This is a genomic window from Chelativorans intermedius, assembly GCF_025398255.1.
In the GTDB taxonomy this organism is placed as follows: Bacteria; Pseudomonadota; Alphaproteobacteria; order Rhizobiales; family Rhizobiaceae; genus Chelativorans; species Chelativorans intermedius.
Window position 1 is genome coordinate 71,132 of sequence record NZ_JAODNW010000001.1, and the last position, 22,652, is coordinate 93,783.

Genomic DNA, 22,652 nt, shown 5'->3' on the forward strand with positions numbered 1-22,652 from the left:
CGCGGGTTGCGGGATGCCCGTTCACGCGGCATTGGCGGCAAGCCAGGCGCGCCAGGCGCGGATGCTTCCGTGAAAGGCGTTGATGTCCGCGTCGCCCTCGATCCCCGGCACAACCCCCGTTCCCGTGTACTGCCAGAACACCCAAGGATGATCGGCATATGTGTCATCGGGATGGCCGGCCACGGAGCGCAGCCAGAAGGGATAATCGGCAAAGCGTTCCAGCCCGTTGTCGTCGAAGAAGTCGACGGAGGTATAGATGATCGGCCGCCTGCCGTAGTGCCGTTCCACGGCGTCGAGGAAGATTTGCATTTCGCGCCGCACCTCCTGCGGCGGCGGGCGCCGCCTGCAGGTGGGCGAGTGCGAGTTCCACTCCATGTCCAGCACCGGCGGCAGGGCGTCCTTCTCGCGCGGCACATGGCGGATGAACCAGCGCGCCTGCTCGATGGCTGGACGACAGAAGTAGAAGAAGTGATAGGCTCCCCGCGGAATGCCGGCGGCACGAGCCTCGCGCCAGTTGCGCGCGAAGGTCTCGTCCACGAGGTCTCCGCCCTCCGTGGCCTTGATGAAGGCGAAGGAAATGCCGCTACCCGCCACGCGCCGCCAGTCCACCTCGCCCTGATATTTGGAGACGTCGGTGCCGTGGACCGGATAGGCCCAGGGCGGACGGTCCGTCCATTCGTGGGGGTCGTTGTCGGCGAAGCGCAATCCGCCGGATGCTGGCACCGGGGAAGCCATGTCTGCAAAATGATCGTAGCTTACCCGCGCACAGGCCGTCAGGACGATGAGCAGCAGAATCGTCAACAGGCGCATCTTTAAGGAGGTCTCCCCGGCGGCGAATCGCTATCTTGGGTCGCAGTCTCGGGGATAAGCCATGCGAAGCGCTCTTTCCATCCTCAAATGGCCGGCCGGTCTTCTCGTGCTGCTTGCGGCGGCGGCGGCCTTGTGGCTGTGGCTGCTGCCGCCGGGGCTCATCCGCGTCGGCGCCAACTATGCGGCGAAGATCGTCTGCTCCAATGTCTATCTGGCCGATCGCGATCCGGCGGCCGTGCTGAGCGAGGATGTGCAGGCGCCGGGGCATCCGCTTTTGCGGCTGATGCGCGTGAAGGTGGAGCCGCAGGCCGCACTCGTGCGCACGGGGCTGCTGGGCGTGTTCGGCGACGGGCTTGCCGTCTTTCGCGGCGGCACCGGCTGTGCCGCCGTGCCCGATGGCGATGTCGCCGCGGCGCGCGGACCGGCGATCGGCATGCCGACGGCACACGGCAGCACCGATCTGTGGCCCGAAGGCACGCGCATCGACGTCTCCGACCACCAGCGGCTTGCCGCGGTGCTCGACGATGCCGCGCTCACCGGTCCCGGAATGCGCGCCGTCATCGTCGTCCAGGACGGGCGCATCGTGGGCGAACGCTTCGGCGCGGGCGTGATGGCCCATGACCGGCCGCTCCTCGGCTGGTCCATGACGAAGACTGTCACCGCCGCCATCGTCGGCACGCTGGTCGGAGCGGACCGGCTTTCGGTGGACGATGCCGATCTGCTCGCCGAGTGGGCCGGCGACGAGCGGGCGCGCATCACCGTTGCCCATCTTCTCGGCATGGAAAGCGGGCTCGCCTTCAACGAAAGCTACGGCGGTGTCAGCGATGTGACCCGCATGCTCTATCTCGAACCGGACATGGCCGCCTTCGCCGCCGGCAGACCGCTGATCCACCCTCCGGGCGAGCATTTCGCCTATTCCAGCGGCACGAGCGTGATCCTCTCGCGGGTATGGCAGAACGCCTTTGCCGACGAGCGACAGGCGCTTGCCTGGCCCCGCCGGGCGCTGTTCGGCCCGCTGGGGATGGACACGGCCGTTCTGGAAACCGATGCGCGCGGCACGTTCGTCGGCTCGTCCTATCTCTATGCCTCGGCGCGTGATTGGGCACGCTTCGGCCTGCTTCTGCTGCAGGATGGCGTCTGGGAGGGCCAGCGCATCCTGCCGCCGGGCTGGGTGGAGTGGATGCGCACCCCCACACGGGCTTCCGGCGGCGAGTATGGCCGCAGCCTGTGGTTCCATGGCCCGCGTGTCACCACGCCGCCCTGGCAGCATCAGGACGCGGGCTTCACATTGCCGGCGGATGCCTATTGGATGATCGGACATGACGGGCAGACGATCACCGTCATCCCTTCGCGCCGGCTTGTGGTGCTGCGTATGGGGCTCACCCCGACGCGGCTGGGTTACAAGCCGCAGGCTCTGGTGGAAGCGGTTGTCGGGGCGCTGGATCGACAGGAGGAATAGGGCAGGACCCTACCGGGGACTGTCCGGCAGTGTGATGACGGCGTGGATGGCATAGCCGCGAAAAGGCGAGTCGAACGAGAGTCTTGCGCCGCGCTTCTCGCATTCCGATTCAAGAACTTCACGCAGAGAATCACGTGGCGCGACGTGAAAGGCGGCAAGCCAGCGCCGGAGCGCCGCACGAAACCAGCCGGGCAGCCGCTCCTGGCGCCCGAAATCCACGATGTGCAGCGCGCCGCCGGGGGCCGTATGGTCGAGTGCGGAGGCAATGGCGGCCTGCCACGGCGGGATCATCGACAGCGCATAGGACAGGAAGACACGGTCGAAATCCCGCCGGCCGAAAATCGTCGTGGCGTCAAAGGCGGCGGCGTCGGCCTCCGCCAGCCGCACCCGGCCCCCCAGCCGCTCGCGGTGCATGCGCTTGTGCGCCGTCTCCAGCATGGCGCGCGAGATGTCGAGCCCGAAAAAGCCGGCATCGGGATAGCGGCGGGCGGCAAGCGCCAGGTTGCGGCCCGTGCCGCAGCCAAGCTCCAGCACGGTGCCGCCTTCCGGCACCGCCAGCCCGTCGATGAGCCTGTCGCGGCCGAGCAGGTAGAATTTCCGCGTGATGTCGTAGATGTGGCGCTGATGGCGGTAGATGCCGTCCATCAGCCGCGCATGGGCGGGGCTGTCGGTGACGGCCATTACCCCTCCTTCTTCACATAGAGGTGGAAGCCGCCATAGATGGCCGAGCGGTCGCGGGCGGAAAGGTCGCGCGAACGGGCGAATTCGTAGCGCCACTGGTCGAGAAGCGCCGGCGAAAGCCGCCCCGGCAGCAATGTGGGCTGGGCGGCGGTGCGGAAGATGACGCGCGCGCCGGGTGCTGCGGTGCGGGTTATCTCGCTCCAGAGATGGTTGAGCTGCCGGTCGTTCATCCAGTCCTGTGCATCGAGCAGCACGAAACGGTCGACGCTGGCCGCGGGTTTGGCACCGAGCAGTTCGACAAAGTTGGCGTGGTGAACGCGCACGCGGTCCGCATGGCTGCGGATGGTGTCGAAGTTCTCGCGCTGGAGATAGGCGGGCAGGGCCGCTTCGCCGGGTTTCGGATAGCGGCGGGCAAAGGCCGCCCAGGCGAAATAGTTGTCCCTCAGCGGGAAATGGCAGGCGAGCTTCTCCAGCCGTGCCGACAGTACTTCGGCCATGGACTGGCTGTTGCCCAGGAGCGCGTCGTACTGCGCCGGCGGAATGCCCAGGCCGAAGAGTGAACTCTTGCGTGCCGTGGCCCAGCGGACAAGCGGCTTGTCGAACAGGGGCTTCAGCCGCTCCTCGAAGAAGCGGCGCTGCTCGCGCATGCTTTGTGCCTGCATGATCTGCGCGGGGTCGACACCGTGAAGACGTGCCAGACGGTGGCCCATGGCAATGCAGAAACCCAGGAGGCCGGTGCGATAGAAATCGCGGTCGAAGGCTGCAATGCGGCGGCGGCCCGAGAGTGTGCGCGCTTCCCAATAGCGGCGGCTCGCAGCGTCGAGCCGGGGCGCGATGAAACGGTCATAGGCGGCTTCGTTCGCCGTCTCGCCCGGCCCGCCGAAGAAGCGCAGGAAGTCGCTGTAGCCTGGAAGCGCGACGGCAGCCGCCAGCTTCAGCCGGTTCAGCGCCACATGCGCGGCGTTGAGATCCACCGCGTCGATGTGCTGCGGCGTGCGCGTCAGATAGGCCAGCACATTGCAGCCCCCGGAGGCGATGGTGACGACGCGGTGCCCCGGCCCGAGAGCCATGGCCTCCACGTCCACCTCCGGGTCCTCCCAGATCTGCGGATAGACGAGCCCGGAAAAGAGAAGCGCAAACAGCCGCTCGGACAGGCCCTCCCTCGAAAACAGCCGGTTCTGATAGACGGCCCTGCCGATGCGGCGGCGGGAGGAAAGGGCAATATCGGCGGAAAGGTCTGCCATTGAAAGCTCTCCTGAAGCCTTGCGAGGGAGCTAGCAGCGATCGATGACAGGCCGTTGTAAGCTGTGTGACACTGTGTGACGGGGTTGTGGAGAAGGGGAGACCCCGCGATGTCTGCGCCGCAGCCTATCGACTGGCCTTCATATAGGCGCGCAGAACAGCGTTCATCCGGCTTTGATAGCCCTTACCACTCTGCGGCTCGAGCCAGTCGATGACGTTGGAATCGAAGCGCACGGTCAGTTGCTTCTTCCGCTTGCCGGGCATGACGAGCCGGGTGTTCTCCCGTCTTGCCCCCGGTTTGCCGCCATCGAATGGCCAACTTCCTCCCCGGCCTATGCCGTGCCGAAGCCGCCCGCCGTCGGGGTGGTGACGATCACCGCCTCGCCGGCCTCCACCACTGTCTGGTCGCAGGCTTTCAGCCGCTCGATGCGGCCGTCCATGCGGCGCACCTCGGTGCGGCCCACCTCGCCGTCTCCGCCGCCCTCGATGCCGCGCGGCGGCACCGTGCGATGGGAGGAGAGGATGGCGCATTCCATGGTCTCCAGAAAGCGCAGCGTGCGCTGCGTCCCGTCGCCGGCCTTCCAGCGGCCCTTGCCGCCGGAGCCGGCGCGGATGTGAAAATCCTCCAGGAGCACGGGAAAGCGCAGTTCCAGCACCTCCGGGTCGGTGAGGCGCGAATTGGTCATGTGGGTGTGCACGCCGGACGTGCCGTCGAATCCGCGCCCGTCGTTCATGCGGCCGGCCGGCGAGCCCGAGCAGATGGTCTCGTAATACTGGTAGGTCTCGTTGCCGAAGGTCAGGTTGTTCATCGTGCCCTGCGCGTTGGCCAGCGCGCCCATGGCGGCGAACAGCGCGTTGGTGACGTGCTGGGAGGTCTCGACATTGCCCGCCACCACGGCCGCCGGGTAGGCAGGGCGCAGCATGCATCCCTCGGGAATGACGATGCGGATCGGCCTCAGGCAGCCGGCGTTCATGGGAATGGCGCCCTCCACCATGACGCGGAAGGCATAGAGCACGGCCGCGCGGGTTACGGGCTCGGGGGCATTGAAGTTGTTCTTCGCCACCTTCGAGGTGCCGGTGAAGTCCACCGTGGCCTCGCGCTTGTCGCGGTCCACGGTGATCTTCACGCGGATCGTCTGGCCGGTGTCGGTGGGATAGTCGCACGTGCTGACGTCGGGCAGGCGCTCCAGCACGCGGCGCACCGCCTCCGCGGCGTTGTCCTGCACGTGGCCCATGTAGGCTTCCACCACGTCGAGGCCGAAGTTCGCCACCATCTTTCTGAGCTCGGCCACGCCCTTTTCGTTGGCGGCGATCTGCGCCTTGAGGTCGGCGATGTTCTGGTGCGGGTTGCGCGCCGGGTAGGGGTGGTTCGTCAAAAGATCGTGGAGCTCTCGCTCGCGGAAGCGCCCGCGCTCGACCAGACGGAAGTTGTCGAACAGCACGCCTTCCTCGTCCACCGTGGTGGCCAGCGGCGTCATGGAGCCGGGGGCGGTACCGCCGACATCGGCGTGGTGGCCGCGCGAGGCCACCCAGAAGAGGATGTCGCGCCCCTCCTCGTCGAACACCGGCGTCACCACGGTGATGTCGGGCAGATGGGTGCCGCCATTGTAGGGTGCGTTGAGCGCGAAGACGTCGCCGGGGTGGATGTCGCCCGCATTCAGGCGGATGATCGTCTCCACCGAGCGGTCCATGGAGCCCAGATGTACCGGCATGTGCGGAGCGTTGGCGACGAGCCGACCCTCCCGGTCGAAGACGGCGCAGGAGAAGTCCAGCCGCTCCTTGATGTTCACCGAATAGGCGGTGTTCTGCAGCGTCACCCCCATCTGCTCGGCGATCGACATGAAGAGGTTGTTGAAGACCTCCAGCATCACCGGGTCGGCCTCGGTGCCGATGGCGGCCTGGCGCGGCTTCTTTTCCACGCGGCGCATCAGCACATGGTCATGCGCCGTGATTTCGGCCTGCCAGCCGGGCTCCACCACGATGGTCTGGTTGGCCTCGACAATCAGCGCCGGGCCCTTCATCCGGCTGCCGGGTGCGAGGTCGGCGCGGCGGAAGATGCCGGCCTCCCGCCACGCCCCGGCGCAGAAGATGCGGCGGACGGCATGGGGGGCGGGGGTTGCCTCCTTCACGTCGAAACGGGGCTCTTCGGGGCCGGCCGGGCGGTCGTCCACTCCTTCCACATTGACCGCCTCCACGACAATGGGCTTGTCGTCGTAGATGAAGCCGAACTGCGCCTTGTGGGCGGCCTCGAATGCCTCCCTGGCCGTTTCGACGGAACGTGCGTCGAAGGGGATGGAAAGGGTCGTGTCGGTGCCCTCGTAGCGCAGCTCCAGGCGCAGCCGCCAGGCCGTCTGTGTGGCCGCGATGCCCTGTTCGCCCAGCTCCTGGAGCACCTCGGCGCGCAATTCTTCCACCAGCGCGTCGATCTCCGGCAGTGCGGCATCGCTCAAGGGTTCGATGAGCGCCTTCTGGCGCGAGGCGGAGACGGTGGCAAGGCCGATGCCATAGGCCGACAGGAGGCCCGAAAGCGGGTGGATGAGCACAGACTCCATGCCCAGCGCATCGGCCACGAGGCAGGCGTGCTGGCCGCCCGCGCCGCCGAAGCAGTTGAGCAGGTAGCGGGTGACGTCATAGCCGCGCTGCACCGAAATCTTCTTGATCGCATTGGCCATGTTCTCCACCGCAACGGTGATGAACCCCTCGGCCACCGCCTCCGGGCTGCGCCCGTCACCGATGCGCCGGGCAAGCTCCTGAAAGCGCCGGCGCACCGTCTCAGCATCCAGCGGCTGGTCACCACCGGGGCCGAAGATGGCGGGAAAGAAGTCGGGCTGCAGCTTGCCCAGCATCACATTGGCATCCGTCACGGCAAGCGGCCCGCCGCGCCGATAGCAGGCGGGGCCGGGATTGGCGCCGGCCGAGTCGGGCCCCACCTTCAGCCGCCTGTCCTCGTAATGCAGGATGGAGCCGCCGCCGGCGGCCACCGTGTGAATGCGCATCATCGGGGCGCGGATGCGCACGCCCGCCACCTCCGTGTCAAAGGCGCGCTCATACTCGCCGTCATAGTGGGCCACATCGGTGGACGTGCCTCCCATGTCGAAGCCGATCACGCGGTCGAAGCCGGCGGTCCTCGCGGTCTCCACCATGCCCACCACGCCGCCCGCGGGGCCGGAAAGGATGGCGTCCTTGCCCTGGAATTTCTCCGCCGCGGTGAGGCCGCCGGAAGACATCATGAACTTCAGCCGCGGGCCGTCGCCGGCCTCCGCCAGGCCCAGCTCGTCCGCCACCAGACGCACATAGCGGGCGAGAATGGGCGAGAGATAGGCGTCCACCACCGCGGTGTCGCCACGCCCCACCAGCTTGATGAGCGGCGAGGTCTCATGGCTCGCCGAAATCTGGGTGAAGCCGAGCTGCCGGGCAAGCGCGGCCGCCCGGCGCTCATGCTCGGGAAACTTCCATGCATGCATGAAGACGATGGCCACCGCCTCGATGCCGTCGCGGCGCGCCGCCTCCATCGGTGCGCGCACGGCGTCGAGATCGAGCGGCGTTTCCACCGTGCCGTCGACGCGCATGCGCTCGGGCACCTCGATCACCCGCTCGTAGAGCTGTTCCGGCAGCACGATCTGCTTGGCGAAGATGTCGGGACGGGCCTGGTAGGCGATCTTCAGCGCATCGCGAAAGCCCCGGGTGATCAGCAGGAGAACGCGGTCCCCCTTGCGCTCCAGCAGCGCGTTGGTGGCCACCGTAGTGCCCATCTTCACCTCGCCGATGAGCGCCGTGGGGATGGGCGCGCCCGGCGCCACGCCCAGGAGCTCGCGAATGCCCTGGATGCCGGCGTCGCGATAGGCTTCGGGGTTTTCCGAAAGCACCTTGCGCTGGTGCAGCCGGCCTTCGGGGTCGCGGCCGATCACGTCGGTAAAGGTGCCGCCGCGGTCGATCCAGAAATCCCACTTGCCGGCCGTGGTCATGCGCGCCTCCCTTTCGTTCCCCGAGCTGGAAATGCAGGCAAGCCAAGCATGACTAAAACAAAACGTCAATAATTTATTGACATATTGCAATCGTATGCGGATGATCCCAGCCCGCGAACCCACGCCGGGAGGTGACAATGCGCGAGGAGAGGCAGACCGTCGGCCCCGTGGTGGCCGCGGCCCATCTGGCGGCCGGCGCCATGCCGGCCCTGTCGGAGATCGAGTTCGCCATGACGTTGATGCATCATTCCTTCCAGCGCTGGATGGTGCGCTGCATGGCGGCGGCCGGCCAGCCGGGGCTGCAGCCCATTGCCGTGCATCTGCTGCATGCCGTCGCCCATCGCGGGCGCGAGAAGACGCTGGCCGAGCTGTGCATGATGTTCAACATCGAGGACACGCATGTCGTCACCTACGCCATCAAGAAGCTTGCCGCCCTCGACCTGGTGAAGTCCAGCCGGCGCGGCAAGGAGAAGACGGTCAAGGCGACGCCCAAGGGCATCGAGGCATGCCGGCGCTATCACGAGGTGCGCGAGGCGCTGCTCGTCGACAGCATGAGGCGGCTGAACCTCGACGAAGAGGCGTTGTCGGGCATTGCCGCCACCATGCGCACCATCTCCGGCCAGTACGATCAGGCCGCCCGGAGCGCCGCGATCCTCTAGATTGCGCTGGCGGGCCGCCGCCTGTTCATGCCATGTGACCGCCTGTCACCGAATGTGACGCAACTCCCGCCCCCGCGGCGCATTTCTTCCCGGGCCGCCCGATGGTGGGTGCCCGAAAAGGAGGTTTGCAATGAACAGGCTTTTCATCGCAGTCGTGTCCGCGATGGCTCTCATTGGCCTTGCCGCCTGCGGTGAGGGCGGCGACAACGCGGCGCCGGCCGGCGACGCGGGTGGCAACGGTGGTACGCAATCGACGGCGCCGCTCGAAGCCCCGGCGACACAGGGTGACGACACGACGACACAAGGCATCGTGCCGGAAGGCGGTGAGGGCGGCACGCAGATGCAGCAATAGGCGGCACGGTCCCAAGCGGCGCCGGTCTGCGGTCCTGTGGCGGCAGACCGGCGCAGCCGCCATGGAAAGGCCGGGCAACCGGCCTTTCTTTCGCCTCGATCCAGCGCCGAGAGGCAGGCTTTCCCGAGGCGGTGGAACAGGGCGAAAATCCGTTCTCGTCTTCTGGGTAAAATCGTTTTAGAAAACCCGGCAATGGGTATTCTGGTTCGTATTTCAGAGCTTTTCTCGCGTGCCTCCGGCGGGATTTCGGCGTTGGTGGAGGCGGTGCGCACGGCGTTCGCCGGCGACCCGCAGCTTCGCCGGCGGGTGGCGTTCTCCATCGCGCTCATTGCGCTGTCGGCCAAGATGGCCAAGGCGGATGGCGTCGTCACCACCGACGAGGTGCGTGCCTTCCACGAGATCTTTTCCGTGCCGCGCGAGGAGCTGCGCAACGTCGAGCGCCTGTACAATCTCGCCAAGCAGGATGTGGCAGGATTCGAGATCTACGCGCGGCAGATGGCGGGCCTGTGCGGCTCGGGCGAGCGCAACTGCCCCATGCTTGAGGACATTCTCGACGGGCTGTTTCACATCGCCAAGGCCGATGGTGTGCTTCACGAGCGCGAGCAGGCGTTCCTTTCGCGCGTTGCGGAGATTTTCGGCATCGACGCTGCGCACTATGCGCGGATTCGCGCCCGGCACGTGGCGATGGGAGACGCCGATCCCTACCTGCTTCTGGGGGTGGCGCGCGATGCGCCATTCGAGGAGATCCGCCGTCGCTACCGACAGCTTGCGGCGGAAAACCATCCCGACCGCCTGGTCGCCCGCGGTGTGCCCGAAGAGTTCATCGCCATTGCCAATGCCCGTCTCGCCGCGCTCAACGCGGCCTATGAGCAACTCGAGAAGACCCGGCGCCCGGCATGAGCGGCTTTGTCGCCGACTACGCGTCCGCAACGGTTCATCCCTCGCCCAATTTCGGTGTGCGGCGCAGCGGCATGAGGCCGGATGCCGTGATCCTGCACTACACGGGCATGGACAGCGCGGAAGCGGCGGAATGCCGCCTGTGCGACCCGGCAGCCGAGGTGTCGGCCCACTATCTGGTCCACGAGGACGGCCGCGTGGTCCAGATGGTGGCGGAGGCGGCGCGCGCCTGGCACGCGGGGCGCGCCTCCTGGCAGGGCCTGAGCGACGTCAACTCCTTCTCCATCGGAATCGAGATCGTCAATCCCGGCCATGCCGGCGGCTATCCCGATTTTCCCGAATCGCAGATCGCCGCCGTGATCGCTCTTTGCCGCGACATCTGCCGCCGCCATGGCATCGCCGCGCACCGGGTTCTCGCCCACTCGGATGTGGCACCTGGTCGCAAGGTGGATCCGGGCGAGAAGTTTCCCTGGCACCGCCTGGCCCGCGAAGGGGTGGGCCATTATGTCGCCCCGACCCCGCTTCGCGCCGGGCCGTCGCTTGCGGAAGGGGATGAAGGCGAGGCTGTCCGCACGCTTCAGGAGATGCTCGCACGCTACGGTTATGGAGTTGAAACTACTGGTTTCTTCGATTCCTTCACCACAACCGTAGTGCGTGCCTTCCAGCGCCATTTCCGGCCGGCGCGCGTCGACGGCATTGCCGATGTTTCGACGCGTGACACGCTGGCACGGTTGCTGGCCGCGCTGCCCCGGGGCGCAGCGAGCCGTTAACAAATGTTTCCGAATCGTTACTCTTTTTGAGAAGACAAGCCCTTTTTGGCACAACTTTGCCTGCGAGAGCCGCCGCCGATCGACGGCGGCAATTCTTTTTCCCGCCGTTCCTGTCTGTAATCGCGCCGCGTCCGCGGCGACAAATGAACGGTAGATACATATGAGCACGAAAATATTTGCTGCGGCGGCCTTTGCCGTCGTGATGTCCGCGTGCGGCGCCGAGGCCGCAAACCGGGTGGAGAGGGGGCCGTCGGGGGACGCCGAGACGGCAAGCGCCGAGAACGCCTCGCTTGCCCCTCTGCTCAAGAAGATCATTCGCGGCGGAAAGTCTCCCGCCGAAGACGAGGAGGTGGACGACATCAAGACCGCCTCGATAGGTGCCGCCCGTGGCGCCGATGCGGGGAAGAAAAAGGCCGCCGAGAGGCCGCCCTTCCACGACATCGTCTCGCGCTATGCCTCGAAATACGGGGTTCCCGAGGATCTGGCGCACGCCGTCATCTCGGTGGAAAGCAACTACCGGCCCAACGCACGGGGCCGTGCCGGCGAGGTGGGGCTCATGCAGATCAAGCCCGCGACGGCCCGTGGCCTCGGCTATCGCGGCTCTGTGAAGGCGCTCTACGAACCGGAGACGAACATCAAGTACGGCATGAAGTATCTGGCCGGTGCCTACGAGCTGGGCGGCGGCGATACCTGCGGCACGATCCTGCGCTACAATGCCGGCCACGGCGCCAAGCGCATGAACCCCGTCTCCTCCGCCTATTGCGCGAAGGTGAAGCGGATTTTGGCGGGCAAATAGGTCAGAGGCCATTGCCTCGCGGCACCAAAATCCCTTTATACGGGACACCAGCCGGTCGGACGGCCGCACGCGCCCGTGGTGCGTGAGGAAAGTCCGGGCTCCGCGGAAACACGGTGCCGGGTAATGCCCGGCGGGGGCGACCCCAGGGAAAGTGCCACAGAAAGCAGACCGCCCCCCGCCGGCTTGGCAGGGGGTAAGGGTGAAAGGGTGGGGCAAGAGCCCACCGCGCGCCTGGCAACAGGCGCGGCACGGCAAACCCCACCGGGAGCAAGACCGAATAGGAACGGCACGAAGGGCAACCTTCAGGGGCGGTTTCCGGCCCTGCCGTTCGGGTAGGTTGCTTGAGGCCGGCGGCAACGCCGGTCCCAGATGAATGGCCGTCACGTCCGGGCCGGCTTGTCCGGCGCGGACGTACAGAACCCGGCTTACAGACCGGCTGGTATTTTTCTTTCTGTTCTTCAATGGCTTGTGCCGTTTCCCTCGGAAGACGATTCATTCTCCGGCGCCCGTCTGCTCCGTTTTCCCGTGCCTTCTCAACGCTTCGTTAGGCTTAACGCGCGATAAATGGTGACTTCCGGCAAATTGCTGGAATCCCGGCGCAATCCGGCTTGGTGAGAGCTATTCCCATTGACGCCCATCTATGCCCATGATATCCCATAAATCCAGCCAGGTTGTTGTCTCAAACGGAGTTGGAAGGCTGCGCGGCCGCATGTGCGGACGCCGGGAAGTGTCGTGCCTGGTGACGGGAGACGATCGGAAGGCCGCGCCATGGCGCGGGCGGAGCAATTCAGAGGGGCGAGACGCCGTAGCGGCCGTGGCGGAGCATGGATCGGTTCTTATCCAGCGCGATCAACAGGATCGACTCCAAGGGGCGGGTTTCCGTCCCGGCACACTTCCGCGCGGTGGTGCAGAGGCGCGGATTTGCCGACCTTTACGCCCTGAGGGCGCTGGACGTGCCGGCGATGGATGTGGGCGGCCCGGACCTTCTCGACCGATACGAGCAGCGCATCGCGCTGGAGGACCCCTTCCTGCAGACGGCGGACGACATGTCCTTTTTCGTGCATGGCGATGGCAGCTTCCTGAAGCTGGACCAGGATGGCCGCATCACGGTCACGGACTTCGTGCGCGAGCATACGGGGATCACCACGCAGGTGGCGTTCGTGGGGCGGGGGCTGTTCTTTCAGATGTGGGAGCCGGAGCGCCTGCGCGCCCATGGCGAGCAGGTGCGCGCCCGGCTGTTGAAGTTGCGGCAACGGGCCTCCGAGGCCCGCGCCGCGCATACGGAATGATGGCGGGCCCCGGCGGCGAAAGCCAGGCCGGTGGCGGACCGGCCCGCCACATTCCGGTCCTTCTCGATGCGGTGGTCGCTGCGCTCGATCCCGCGCCGGGCAAGACCGTCCTCGACGGCACGTTCGGCGCCGGCGGCTACGCGCAGGCGCTTCTGGAACGCGGCGCGCAGGTGGTGGCGATCGACCGCGACCCCGAGGCGGTGGCCGGCGGGCAGGCGCTGGTCGAGCGTTTTGCCGGGCGGCTGAGGCTCGTGCAGGGCCGCTTCTCGCGGATGGAGGCCGTCGCCGGCAGGCCCGTCGATGGGGTGGTTCTCGATGTCGGCGTCTCCTCCATGCAGCTCGACGAGGCCGAGCGCGGTTTCTCCTTCCGCAGGCGGGGCCCCCTCGACATGCGCATGGAGCGGCAGGGCCCGAGCGCGGCGGATGTCGTCAACACCTTCAGGGCGAACGACCTGGCGCGCATCTTCAGCCTGCTTGGCGAGGAGCGCCACGCCGGCCGCATCGCCCGCGCCATCGAGCGGCGGCGGGCGGAAAGGCCCTTCGAGACCACGGACGATCTGGCAGCCCTGATCGAGCGCACGCTGGGCCGCCACCCGAGCGACAGGATCCATCCCGCCACGCGCGTCTTCCAGGGGCTGCGCATCTTCGTCAACGACGAGCTGGGGGAGCTGGCGCGCGCGCTGTTTGCGGCCGAGCGCCTCCTGAAGCCCGGCGGCGTGCTGGCCGTCGTCAGCTTCCATTCGCTGGAGGACCGCATCGTCAAGCGCTTCCTGGCTGCCCGCTCGGGAAGCGGTGGCGGCTCGCGCCACCTGCCGGAGGCCGCCGTGCCGCGTCCCACCTTCGAGAAGCCGGCAAAGCCGGTCTCGCCGGGCAGCGCGGAGACGGAGGCGAATCCGCGCGCCCGTTCGGCCCGCCTGCGCGCAGCGCGGCGCACCGCGGCCCCGGCGGGGTCAGAGGATTTCGACAGCCTGGGCGTGCCGGCGCTTTTCGTCACGGCACAGCTCGGCGGCAAGGCGAGGTAGGCCCGTGTTCGTGTTCCGCACCACAGATGTCGTCCTTATTGCGGTCATGCTCTCGGCGGCGGCCTTCACCTACAAGACCAAGCATGACGCGGAGGCCATGATGCGCCGGGTGAGCGAGCTTGAGACCGGGATCCAGCTCGAAAAGGATGCGATCAACGTGCTGAAGGCCGACTGGAGCCTGCTCACGCAGCCGGGACGGCTGGAGACGCTGACAGAGATCTACAAGGACGAGCTGGGCCTGGCCGTGCTCGACCCCCGCCAGATCGCCCAGCCCCAGGCGCTGGGCGCCATCCCGCTGCGCGACGACCTGCTGGTGGCCGAGGACGGGCAGGCGGCGAGCGACCCCGTGGTCACCGGAGGTGTGCACCCATGAGGCTGTGGAGGCGAAAGGGGGGCGGGCCCGCGCAGGCCGGAGCCATCGTGGTGGAAGGGGCGCGCAAGGCCGGCGGCGGGCGCTCGCGCAGCCGCGTGTTCATGGCCATGGCCGTGCTGTTTGCCATCTATGCGGCCATCGGCGCGCGGCTTGTCCATCTCGGCATGGCCGAGGAGGACGTTGCCAGGCTGCCGGAAAGCCGGCCCACCGCCTCGCGCCCCGATATCGTGGACCGCAATGGCGAGGTGCTGGCGACCGACATCAAGACCGCCTCGCTCTATGCCGAGCCGCGACGCATCGCCTTCATCGACGAAACCATCGAGAAGCTGCAGACGGTGCTGCCCGATCTCGACTACGAGCAGACCTATCGCAGGCTGGATTCGGATGCCGGCTTCGTGTGGCTGCGTCGCCAGCTCTCGCCGCGCCAGCAGGCGGAAATCCTGGCGCTCGGCATTCCGGGCCTCGGCTTCCGCACGGAGAAGCGTCGCTTCTATCCCGGCGGCCCCACCGCCTCACACATTCTGGGCCTCGTCAACATCGACAACAAGGGCATCGCCGGCCTGGAGAAATATATCGACGACCAGGGCCTCGCCGATCTTCAGGCCTTGGGCCTTGCCAGCCCGGAGACACTGAAGCCGGTGCGCCTTTCCATCGACCTCGGGGTGCAGCACGTCTTGCGCGACGAGCTTGCCAGAGCCATGGAGCGCTATCAGGCCATCGCGGCTGGCGGCGTGATCCTGAACGCGCGCACCGGCGAGGTCATGGCCATGGCCTCGCTGCCCGACTACGATCCGAACAACCCGCACAACGCGCTCGAAAAGGATCGGCTCAACCGCATGTCGGCCGGCGTCTTCGAGATGGGTTCGACCTTCAAGCTGTTCACCACCGCCATGGCGCTCGACTCAGGACTCGTCAGCATCGACGACCGTTTCGACGCTACGCGCCCCTTGCGTTTCGGCCGTTTCACGATCAACGACTTCCACGGCAAGCACCGCGTGCTGTCGGTGCCGGAGATCTTCATCTATTCCTCCAACATCGGCACGGCCAAGATGGCCGACGTGGTGGGCATCGAGGGGCATCGCGAATTTCTCAAGCGCATCGGCCTGCTTAACCGCCTGGAAACCGAGCTGCCGGAGGTTGCGCACCCCACCGAACCGAGGGAATGGAAGAAGCTCAACTCGATCACCATCTCCTACGGCCATGGCATGGCCACCACGCCGCTGCAGACGGCGGTGGCCGCGGCGGCCATGCTGAATGGCGGGAAGCTGATGCCCCCCACCTTCCTGCCGCGCTCGCAGGAGGAGGCGCAGGCCGTCGCCAGGCAGGTGATCTCGCCGGAGACGAGCGCCCAGATGCGCTATCTCTTCCGCCTCAACGCAGAGAAGGGCTCGGGCCGGCGCGCCCGGGTGGAGGGTTACAGCGTGGGCGGCAAGACCGGAACGGCCGAGAAGGTGGTGAACGGCCGCTATTCCAGCGACGCGCGCTTCAACGCCTTCATTGCCGGCTTCCCGGCCGATGATCCCGACTATGTGGTGCTGGTCGTCATCGACGAACCGAAGCCCGAACGTCCCGGCATCGGGGCCACGGCGGGCCTCAACGCCGCTCCAACCGTCGCCAACATTATCCGCCGTGCCGCACCGATACTTGGCGTCCAGCCGGATTTCGGCCATGAAAGTGAGGCTTTGCTGGTTTCCTATCAGTGATTCCCGCAAGCCAAAAAACCACGCGGGCAGCCGCAGGAAGAATTCTGGGACGTGATGAAGCTGGGTGAATTTGCCGACATCCTGCCGCTGGAGGGGACAGCGGGCCAAGATCTGCGGATCGCCGGCCTGTCTTCCGATTCACGGCGGGTGGCGGCTGGCGATGTGTTCTTCGCCCTGGCCGGCAGCCGCGCCGACGGAGCGGCCTTTGCCGCCGATGCGGTGCGCCGCGGGGCGGTGGCGGTGGTGGCCGCGCCGCGCGCGGTGGCTGACGACCTCGGCGTTCCCGTCATCGAGGTGGCGGACCCGCGCCGCGCCTTAGCCCTTGCCGCCGCGCGCCTGCACGCTGGCCAGCCGGCCACCATGGTGGCGGTCACGGGCACCAGCGGCAAGACGTCCGTCGCCGCATTCACCCGCCAGATATGGGCGCGCACGGGGCTTGCCGCGGCCTCCATCGGCACCACCGGCGTCGTGGCGCCGGGGCGCGAGGAGTATGGCGAGCTGACGACGCCCGATCCGGTGTCGTTGCACCGGCTTCTGAAGGAGCTTGCGGAAAGCGGCGTCACCCACGCGGCGATGGAAGCTTCCAGCCACGGGCTCGACCAGCGCCGCCTCGACGGCGTGCGCCTGTCGGCTGGCGGCTTCACCAATCTCGGCCGCGACCACATGGACTACCATCCCACGGTCGAGCACTATCACCGCACCAAGATGCGCCTGTTCGACACGCTCCTGCCTAGGGGCGCGCCGGCCGTCGTCTTCGCCGACGACGCCTGGTCGGATGCCACGGCTAAGGCGGTGCGCGCGGCGGGGCTTGAACTTCTCACCGTCGGGCGCAAGGGCACCTTCCTCGCGCTCAAGCGCGTCGAGCACGAGCGCCACCGCCAGCGCGCGGAGATTGCGCATGGAGGCACGATCCACGAGATCGTCCTGCCGCTGGCCGGGGACTTTCAGGTCGCCAACGCGCTTGTGGCCGCCGGCCTTGCCATTGCCAGCGGCATCGCGCCACAGGCAGCCCTTTCCGCCCTCGAGCATCTGCAGGGCGCTTCCGGCCGTCTGGAGCTTGTGGGCGTGGCGGGCAACGGCGCGCAATGCTATGTCGACTATGCCCACAAGCCAGAGGCGCTGGAGAACGTTCTCCAGGCCGTCAGGCCGTTCACCACGGGGCGCGTCATCGTCGTCTTCGGCTGCGGCGGAGACCGGGACCGGCTCAAGCGGCCGATCATGGGAGAGATTGCCGGCCGGCTGGCCGATGTCGTCATCGTGACCGACGACAACCCGCGCTCCGAGGACCCCGCCGCCATCCGAGCGGCCATCATGGAGGCGGTGCCGTCTGCCACGGAAATCGGCGACCGGCGGGCGGCAATCCGCGCCGCCGTCGCCATGCTCGAGACAGGCGACACGCTGGTGGTGGCCGGGAAGGGGCACGAGATCGGTCAGGAAATCGCCGGCAGGAAGCATCATTTTTCCGATCACGAGGAGGTGCGGCAGGCACTCGGGGAGAAGGGCGCGTGACGCTTCTTTGGGACAGCATGGCCCTGGTGGAGGCCACCGGCGGCCGCCCCATCGGCAACCTGCCCGACGGGGTGACAGGCATTTCGATCGACACCCGGACGATGAAGCCCGGCGAGGCTTTCTTCGCCGTCAAGGGCGAGCGGTTCGACGGGCACAACTTCACCACCGCCGCCATGGCGGCCGGTGCCGGGCTCGTCGTGGTCTCGGAGGCCAAGCTGCCGGCGCTCGGCCGGCTGGCCATCCCGAAGGTGGTGGTGCCCGATGTGCGGCAGGCTCTGGAGGGGCTGGCGACGGCAGCGCGTAACCGCACCCGCGCCAGGGTGATCGCGGTCACGGGCTCGGCCGGCAAGACCACCACCAAGGACATGCTCCGCCATATGCTCGCCAGCGTGGGCAGCGTGCACGCCGCCGACCGTTCCTTCAACAACCATTGGGGCGTGCCGCTGACGCTGGCCCGCATGCCGGCCGACTGCGACTATGCCGTCTTCGAGATCGGCATGAACCACGCCGGCGAGATCGAGCCCCTGTCGAAGCTGGTCCGGCCTCATGTGGCGATGATCACCATGATCGCCGCCGCCCATCTCGGCGCCTTCAAGAGCCTCGACGACATCGCCCACGCCAAGGCGGAGATCTTCGCCGGCGTGGTGCGCGATGGCAATGTGCTGCTCAATCGCGACGATCAGCGCTGGAAGCTGCTGTCGAAGATCGCCGCCGATGCGGGCATCGAGAATGTCTGGAGCTTCGGCGAGAATGCGCGTTCCCAGTTCCGCCTCGTGAAATGGGAACCGCAGGAGACGGGCTCCACCGTCACCTTCAAGATCGCCGGGCAGGAGCTGGTGGGCCGCATCGGCGCTCCGGGCCGTCACATGGTGCAGAATGCCCTGGCGGCGGTCGGGGCGGGATATCTGGCCGGCGCCGACCCGGCCAGGCTGCTTCTGGCGCTTGGCGAGTTTTCGGCCGGGGCGGGGCGCGGCCTGCGCCACGTCCTGCGCCATGGAGACGCCACCTTCACCCTGATCGACGAGAGCTACAACGCCAACCCCGCCTCCATGCGCGCGGCCATGCAGCTTCTGGCCGCCACGCCAGTGTCGGGCGAGGGGCGGCGCATCGCCGTTCTGGGCGACATGCTGGAACTCGGCCAGCACTCGGCAAAGCTGCATGCCGCGCTGGCCGATCTGGTCGCCGCCTCCAGCATCGACATCCTTCTCCTCGGCGGTTCCGAGATGAAGGTGCTGGCCGACAACCCGCCAGCCGGCCCGCAGGTCGAATATCGGGAGGATGCCGAGGGCCTCAAGCCGCTGCTTCTCAGGATGGTCGGGCCGGGGGATGCCGTGATGATAAAGTCATCCAAGGGGATCGGCTTTTCCACGCTCGTGGAGGCCCTTCTGGAGCGGTTCCCCGCCGCGGCCACGGAGCACAACTGACAACCCGGCGCGCATCGCCCGAAGGATATTCGCCATGCTGATGCTCCTCGTAGAATTTGCCGATGAATTTACGGCCTTCAACGTCTTTCGCTACATCACCTTCCGAACCGGCGGGGCGTTGATCACCGCCGCCTTCATCGTCTTCCTCTTCGGGCCGGCCATCATCAACTCGCTGCGCGTGCGCCAGGGGCGCGGACAGCCCATCCGCGCCGACGGGCCGCAGACGCATTTCAAGAAGGCGGGCACGCCCACCATGGGCGGGCTGATGATCCTGACTGGCATTCTGGGTTCCGTCCTCCTGTGGGCGAATCTCGGCAGCATCTATGTGTGGATCGTCTTGATGGTGACGGTGGGTTTCGGCGCCATCGGCTTCTACGACGACTATCTGAAGGTCACGAAGCAGTCGCATCTGGGCTTTTCCGGCAAGGTGCGCCTGGCGCTTGAGTTTCTCATCGCCGGCCTTGCCGCCTGGCTCATCATGCGGGCCGGCCAGGCGCCGTTCTCCTCCTCGCTCACCTTCCCCTTCTTCAAGGAGCTGCTGCTCAATCTCGGTCTCTTCTTCATTCCCTTCGCAGCCTTCGTCATCGTCGGCGCCGGCAATGCGGTAAACCTCACCGACGGCCTCGACGGGCTGGCCATCGTGCCGGTCATGGTGGCCGCCGCCTCCTTCGGGGTGATCGCCTATCTGTCGGGCAACGCCATCTTTGCCGATTACCTGCAGATTCACTTCGTGCCGGGCACCGGCGAGCTCGCGGTCATTCTCGGGGCGGTCATCGGTGCCGGCCTCGGCTTCCTGTGGTTCAACGCGCCGCCGGCGGCCATCTTCATGGGCGACACCGGCTCGCTGGCCCTGGGCGGCCTCATCGGCACCGTCGCCGTGGCCACCAAGCACGAGATCGTGCTTGCCATCATCGGCGGGCTGTTCGTGGTCGAGATCCTGTCCGTCATCGTTCAGGTCGCGGTCTTCAAGTTGACAGGCAGGCGCGTCTTCCTCATGGCGCCGATCCATCATCACTTCGAAAAGCTGGGCTGGACGGAAAGCCAGGTCGTCATCCGCTTCTGGATCATCGCCGTCATTCTGGCGCTGATCGGCCTTTCCACGCTCAAGCTGCGCTAGGGCTGTCGGGCACCATGGATCACCATCCCATGATCGCCGCCTCCACCTTCGCAGGAAAGCACGTTGCCGTCTTCGGCCTCGGCGGCTCGGGCCTTGCCTCGGCGCGCGCGCTGGCAGAGGGCGGGGCGCATGTGCTTGCCTGGGACGACAACCCGCAGCGCGTTGAGGAGGCGCGGATGGCGGGTGTCGAGACGGGCGACCTGCGCGAGGCCGACTGGCGCCGTTTCTCGACGCTGCTGCTGGCGCCCGGCGTGCCGCTCACCCATCCGCGCCCGCACTGGAGCGTGGAGCTGGCGCGCGCTGCGGGGGTGGAGGTCATCGGCGACATCGAGCTGTTTGCCCGCGAGCGGCGGGCGCGGGCGCCGCAGGCGCCGTTCATCGCCATCACCGGCACCAACGGCAAGTCCACCACCACGGCGCTCATCGCCCATGTGCTGCGCGCCAGCGGCCGCGATGTGCAGATGGGCGGCAATATCGGCCGCGCCGTCATGACGCTGGAGCCGCCGGCCGCGCAGCGCCACCATGTGATCGAGTGCTCTTCCTATCAGATCGACTTGGCGCCAAGCCTCGATCCGTCCGTCGGCGTCCTGCTCAACCTTTCGCCCGATCATCTGGACCGTCACGGCACGATGGAGGCCTATGCGGCGGTCAAGGAGCGGCTGGTGGCCGGCAGCGGCACGGCCATCGTCGGCATGGATGACGCCCATAGCCGCGCCATCGCCGCGCGACTGCGCGAGGCGGGGCGGCGGGTCGTGCCCATCTCCGCCGGCCAGACGCTGGAAGATGGGTATTTCGCGCGCGAGAACGCGCTGATGCGCGCCGCCGCCGGCGAGGTCGAAAGGCTGTTCTCGCTGGACGGCATGGGCGCGCTGCGCGGCCAGCACAACGCGCAGAACGCGCTCGCCGCCCTTGCCGCCTGCCTCGGCTGCGGCCTGTCGGTGGAGGAGGTGCGCGCCGGGCTGCAGAGCTTCCCCGGCCTTGCCCACCGCATGGAGCAGGTGGCGCGGCGGGGCAACGTTCTCTTCGTCAACGATTCCAAGGCCACCAATGCCGATGCGGCAGCGCGCGCCCTTGCCAGCTTCTCGCGCATCTACTGGATTGCGGGCGGCCTGCCCAAGGAGGGGGGCATCGGCAGCCTCAGCCCCTTCTTCGGGCGCATCGCCAAGGCATATCTGGTTGGCGAGGCCGCGCCCGCTTTCGCCGCCACCTTGGGGGAGGCGACGGAATACGAGATTTCGGGTACCATCGCGGCGGCCGTGGAACACGCCGCGCGGGATGCGGCCGGCGATCCCGCGGGCGAAGCGGTAGTACTGCTGTCGCCGGCCTGTGCGAGTTTCGACCAGTTCCGTAATTTCGAGGTGAGGGGAGAGGCGTTCCGCGCGGCGGTGCTTTCGCTGCCCGGTGTCACGCCACTCGGGGAGAGCAGGACATGATCAGCCGCACAGACCGCAGCCTGGTTGCCAATTGGTGGTGGACCGTCGATCGCTGGTTTCTCGCCGCCTTCCTGCTGCTGATGGGGATCGGGGTGGTGCTCTCCTTCGCCGCCAGCCCGGCGGTGGCCGAGCGGATCGGCCTCGACAGCTTTCACTTCGTCACGCGGCAAATCGTCTTCATGGTGCCGGCGCTCGTCGCTCTTATCGGCGTCTCCTTCCTCGAGCCGCGCCACATCCGCCGGCTCGCCCTTCTCATGCTCGTCGGTTCGCTGGTGCTGATGGTCCTCACCCTGTTCGTCGGGATTGAGGTGAAAGGCTCGCGGCGCTGGATCCATCTCTTCGGCCTGTCCATTCAGCCCTCCGAATATCTCAAGCCCGCCTTCGTGATCATCTGCGCCTGGCTGTTTGCCGAACACGCGCGCCAGCCGGAGATTCCGGGCAATCTCTTCGCCATGATCCTGCTCGGCCTCGTCCTCGCGCTGCTCGTCGCTCAGCCCGATCTCGGCCAGACCATCCTGGTGATGGGCACCTGGGGGGCCATGTTCTTCATCGCCGGCCTGCCGTGGCTGTGGATTGCTGTTCTGGGCGTGCTGGGCGCGGCCGGCGCGGTGGCCGCCTATACCAGCTTCCCCCACGCGGCCGAGCGCATCGACCGCTTCCTGACCGGCGAGGGCGACACCTACCAGGTGGACATGAGCCTGGAGGCGCTGACGCGCGGCGGCTGGCTGGGCCAGGGGCCGGGAGAGGGCTCGGTCAAGCGCATCCTGCCGGACAGCCATACCGACTTCGTCTTCGCTGTCGCCGGCGAGGAGTTCGGCATCGTCATGTGTCTGCTCATCCTCGCCATTTTCGCCTTCATCGTGCTGCGCGGGCTCATGCTGGCGCAGCGCGAGAGCGACGATTTCACCCGCTACGCGCTGTCCGGGCTCGTCATCCTCTTCGGCTTCCAGTCGATCATCAACATGGCGGTCAATGTGAACCTCATGCCGGCCAAGGGCATGACGCTGCCCTTCATCTCCTATGGCGGCTCGTCGCTGATCGCCATGGCGATTTCCATGGGCTTCGTACTGGCCCTCGCCCGGCGGCGGCCGGAGAAGCGCCGGCCCGTCGGCTTCACCAGCATGTCGGGAAGGGCGACGGCGGCCGGCTGA

General features: G+C 67.2%; 20 protein-coding genes and 1 other RNA gene. 16 read left to right on the top strand and 5 right to left on the bottom strand.

Annotated elements, in window-relative coordinates:
- Positions 1 to 21 precede the first annotated feature (21 nt).
- A complete protein-coding gene (locus NYR58_RS00405; RefSeq protein WP_261518413.1) occupies positions 22 to 810 on the bottom strand; it encodes a glycoside hydrolase family 25 protein in 789 nt (262 codons plus the stop codon).
- A 61-nt stretch (positions 811 to 871) separates the two neighbouring features.
- Between NYR58_RS00405 and NYR58_RS00410 the strand changes: the two genes are divergently transcribed.
- Entirely contained in the window at positions 872 to 2,269 is a 1,398-nt protein-coding gene (locus tag NYR58_RS00410; RefSeq protein ID WP_261518414.1) for a serine hydrolase domain-containing protein, read from the top strand.
- A gap of 9 nt (positions 2,270 to 2,278) precedes the next feature.
- Here NYR58_RS00410 and NYR58_RS00415 read toward each other — a convergent pair whose 3' ends face one another.
- The 4 genes from NYR58_RS00415 to NYR58_RS00430 form a co-directional block, all read right to left on the bottom strand.
- Positions 2,279 to 2,950: a class I SAM-dependent methyltransferase gene (locus NYR58_RS00415; protein ID WP_261518415.1), complete on the bottom strand. Its 672-nt coding sequence runs from the start codon at positions 2,948 to 2,950 to the stop codon at positions 2,279 to 2,281.
- Positions 2,950 to 4,194 carry a DUF3419 family protein gene (locus NYR58_RS00420; RefSeq protein WP_261518416.1) on the bottom strand — a complete coding sequence of 415 codons (1,245 nt, stop codon included), beginning with the start codon at positions 4,192 to 4,194 and terminating at the stop codon, positions 2,950 to 2,952. Before NYR58_RS00420 ends, NYR58_RS00415 begins: the two co-directional genes overlap by 1 nt.
- 124 nt (positions 4,195 to 4,318) lie before the next feature.
- On the bottom strand, positions 4,319 to 4,456 hold the full coding sequence (locus NYR58_RS00425) for a BrnA antitoxin family protein (protein ID WP_261518417.1): 138 nt from the start codon (positions 4,454 to 4,456) through the stop codon (positions 4,319 to 4,321).
- A 68-nt stretch (positions 4,457 to 4,524) separates the two neighbouring features.
- Positions 4,525 to 8,157, bottom strand: a complete 3,633-nt coding sequence (locus tag NYR58_RS00430) for a hydantoinase B/oxoprolinase family protein (RefSeq protein ID WP_261518418.1) — start codon at positions 8,155 to 8,157, stop codon at positions 4,525 to 4,527.
- Between the two features lie 137 nt (positions 8,158 to 8,294).
- Here NYR58_RS00430 and NYR58_RS00435 point away from each other — a divergent pair, with 137 nt between their 5' ends.
- From NYR58_RS00435 to ftsW, 15 genes are all read left to right on the top strand, one after another.
- On the top strand, positions 8,295 to 8,816 hold the full coding sequence (locus NYR58_RS00435) for a winged helix DNA-binding protein (RefSeq protein WP_261518419.1): 522 nt from the start codon (positions 8,295 to 8,297) through the stop codon (positions 8,814 to 8,816).
- Between the two features lie 130 nt (positions 8,817 to 8,946).
- Positions 8,947 to 9,168 (top strand): hypothetical protein, encoded by a 222-nt coding sequence (locus NYR58_RS00440; protein WP_261518420.1) that lies wholly within the window; start codon positions 8,947 to 8,949, stop codon positions 9,166 to 9,168.
- A gap of 192 nt (positions 9,169 to 9,360) precedes the next feature.
- Complete coding sequence (locus NYR58_RS00445) at positions 9,361 to 10,068, top strand: J domain-containing protein (RefSeq protein ID WP_261518421.1); 708 nt, start codon at positions 9,361 to 9,363, stop codon at positions 10,066 to 10,068.
- Positions 10,065 to 10,835 (top strand): N-acetylmuramoyl-L-alanine amidase, encoded by a 771-nt coding sequence (locus NYR58_RS00450; RefSeq protein WP_261518422.1) that lies wholly within the window; start codon positions 10,065 to 10,067, stop codon positions 10,833 to 10,835. The genes NYR58_RS00445 and NYR58_RS00450 overlap by 4 nt, the downstream gene beginning before the upstream one ends.
- A 160-nt stretch (positions 10,836 to 10,995) precedes the next feature.
- Positions 10,996 to 11,631 (top strand): lytic transglycosylase domain-containing protein, encoded by a 636-nt coding sequence (locus tag NYR58_RS00455; RefSeq protein WP_261518423.1) that lies wholly within the window; start codon positions 10,996 to 10,998, stop codon positions 11,629 to 11,631.
- Positions 11,632 to 11,678: 47 nt separating this feature from the next.
- Positions 11,679 to 12,075: RNase P RNA component class A (gene rnpB, locus NYR58_RS00460), an RNA gene on the top strand.
- A 380-nt stretch (positions 12,076 to 12,455) separates the two neighbouring features.
- A complete protein-coding gene (gene mraZ / locus NYR58_RS00465; RefSeq protein ID WP_261518424.1) occupies positions 12,456 to 12,920 on the top strand; it encodes a division/cell wall cluster transcriptional repressor MraZ in 465 nt (154 codons plus the stop codon).
- Complete coding sequence (gene rsmH, locus NYR58_RS00470) at positions 12,920 to 13,942, top strand: 16S rRNA (cytosine(1402)-N(4))-methyltransferase RsmH (RefSeq protein ID WP_261518425.1); 1,023 nt, start codon at positions 12,920 to 12,922, stop codon at positions 13,940 to 13,942. The genes mraZ and rsmH overlap by 1 nt, the downstream gene beginning before the upstream one ends.
- Positions 13,943 to 13,952: 10 nt before the next feature.
- Complete coding sequence (gene ftsL / locus NYR58_RS00475; RefSeq protein ID WP_261518426.1) at positions 13,953 to 14,315, top strand: cell division protein FtsL; 363 nt, start codon at positions 13,953 to 13,955, stop codon at positions 14,313 to 14,315.
- Positions 14,312 to 16,018 carry a peptidoglycan D,D-transpeptidase FtsI family protein gene (locus NYR58_RS00480; RefSeq protein WP_261518427.1) on the top strand — a complete coding sequence of 569 codons (1,707 nt, stop codon included), beginning with the start codon at positions 14,312 to 14,314 and terminating at the stop codon, positions 16,016 to 16,018. Before ftsL ends, NYR58_RS00480 begins: the two co-directional genes overlap by 4 nt.
- 54 nt (positions 16,019 to 16,072) lie before the next feature.
- Positions 16,073 to 17,527 (top strand): UDP-N-acetylmuramoyl-L-alanyl-D-glutamate--2,6-diaminopimelate ligase, encoded by a 1,455-nt coding sequence (locus NYR58_RS00485; protein ID WP_261518428.1) that lies wholly within the window; start codon positions 16,073 to 16,075, stop codon positions 17,525 to 17,527.
- Complete coding sequence (locus NYR58_RS00490; protein WP_261518430.1) at positions 17,524 to 18,951, top strand: UDP-N-acetylmuramoyl-tripeptide--D-alanyl-D-alanine ligase; 1,428 nt, start codon at positions 17,524 to 17,526, stop codon at positions 18,949 to 18,951. Before NYR58_RS00485 ends, NYR58_RS00490 begins: the two co-directional genes overlap by 4 nt.
- Before the next feature lie 34 nt (positions 18,952 to 18,985).
- Positions 18,986 to 20,068, top strand: coding sequence for a phospho-N-acetylmuramoyl-pentapeptide-transferase (gene mraY / locus NYR58_RS00495; RefSeq protein ID WP_261518431.1), 1,083 nt, complete (start codon positions 18,986 to 18,988; stop codon positions 20,066 to 20,068).
- Between the two features lie 29 nt (positions 20,069 to 20,097).
- Positions 20,098 to 21,501: a UDP-N-acetylmuramoyl-L-alanine--D-glutamate ligase gene (gene murD, locus NYR58_RS00500; RefSeq protein WP_261518825.1), complete on the top strand. Its 1,404-nt coding sequence runs from the start codon at positions 20,098 to 20,100 to the stop codon at positions 21,499 to 21,501.
- Positions 21,498 to 22,652, top strand: coding sequence for a putative lipid II flippase FtsW (ftsW, locus tag NYR58_RS00505; RefSeq protein ID WP_261518432.1), 1,155 nt, complete (start codon positions 21,498 to 21,500; stop codon positions 22,650 to 22,652). The genes murD and ftsW overlap by 4 nt, the downstream gene beginning before the upstream one ends.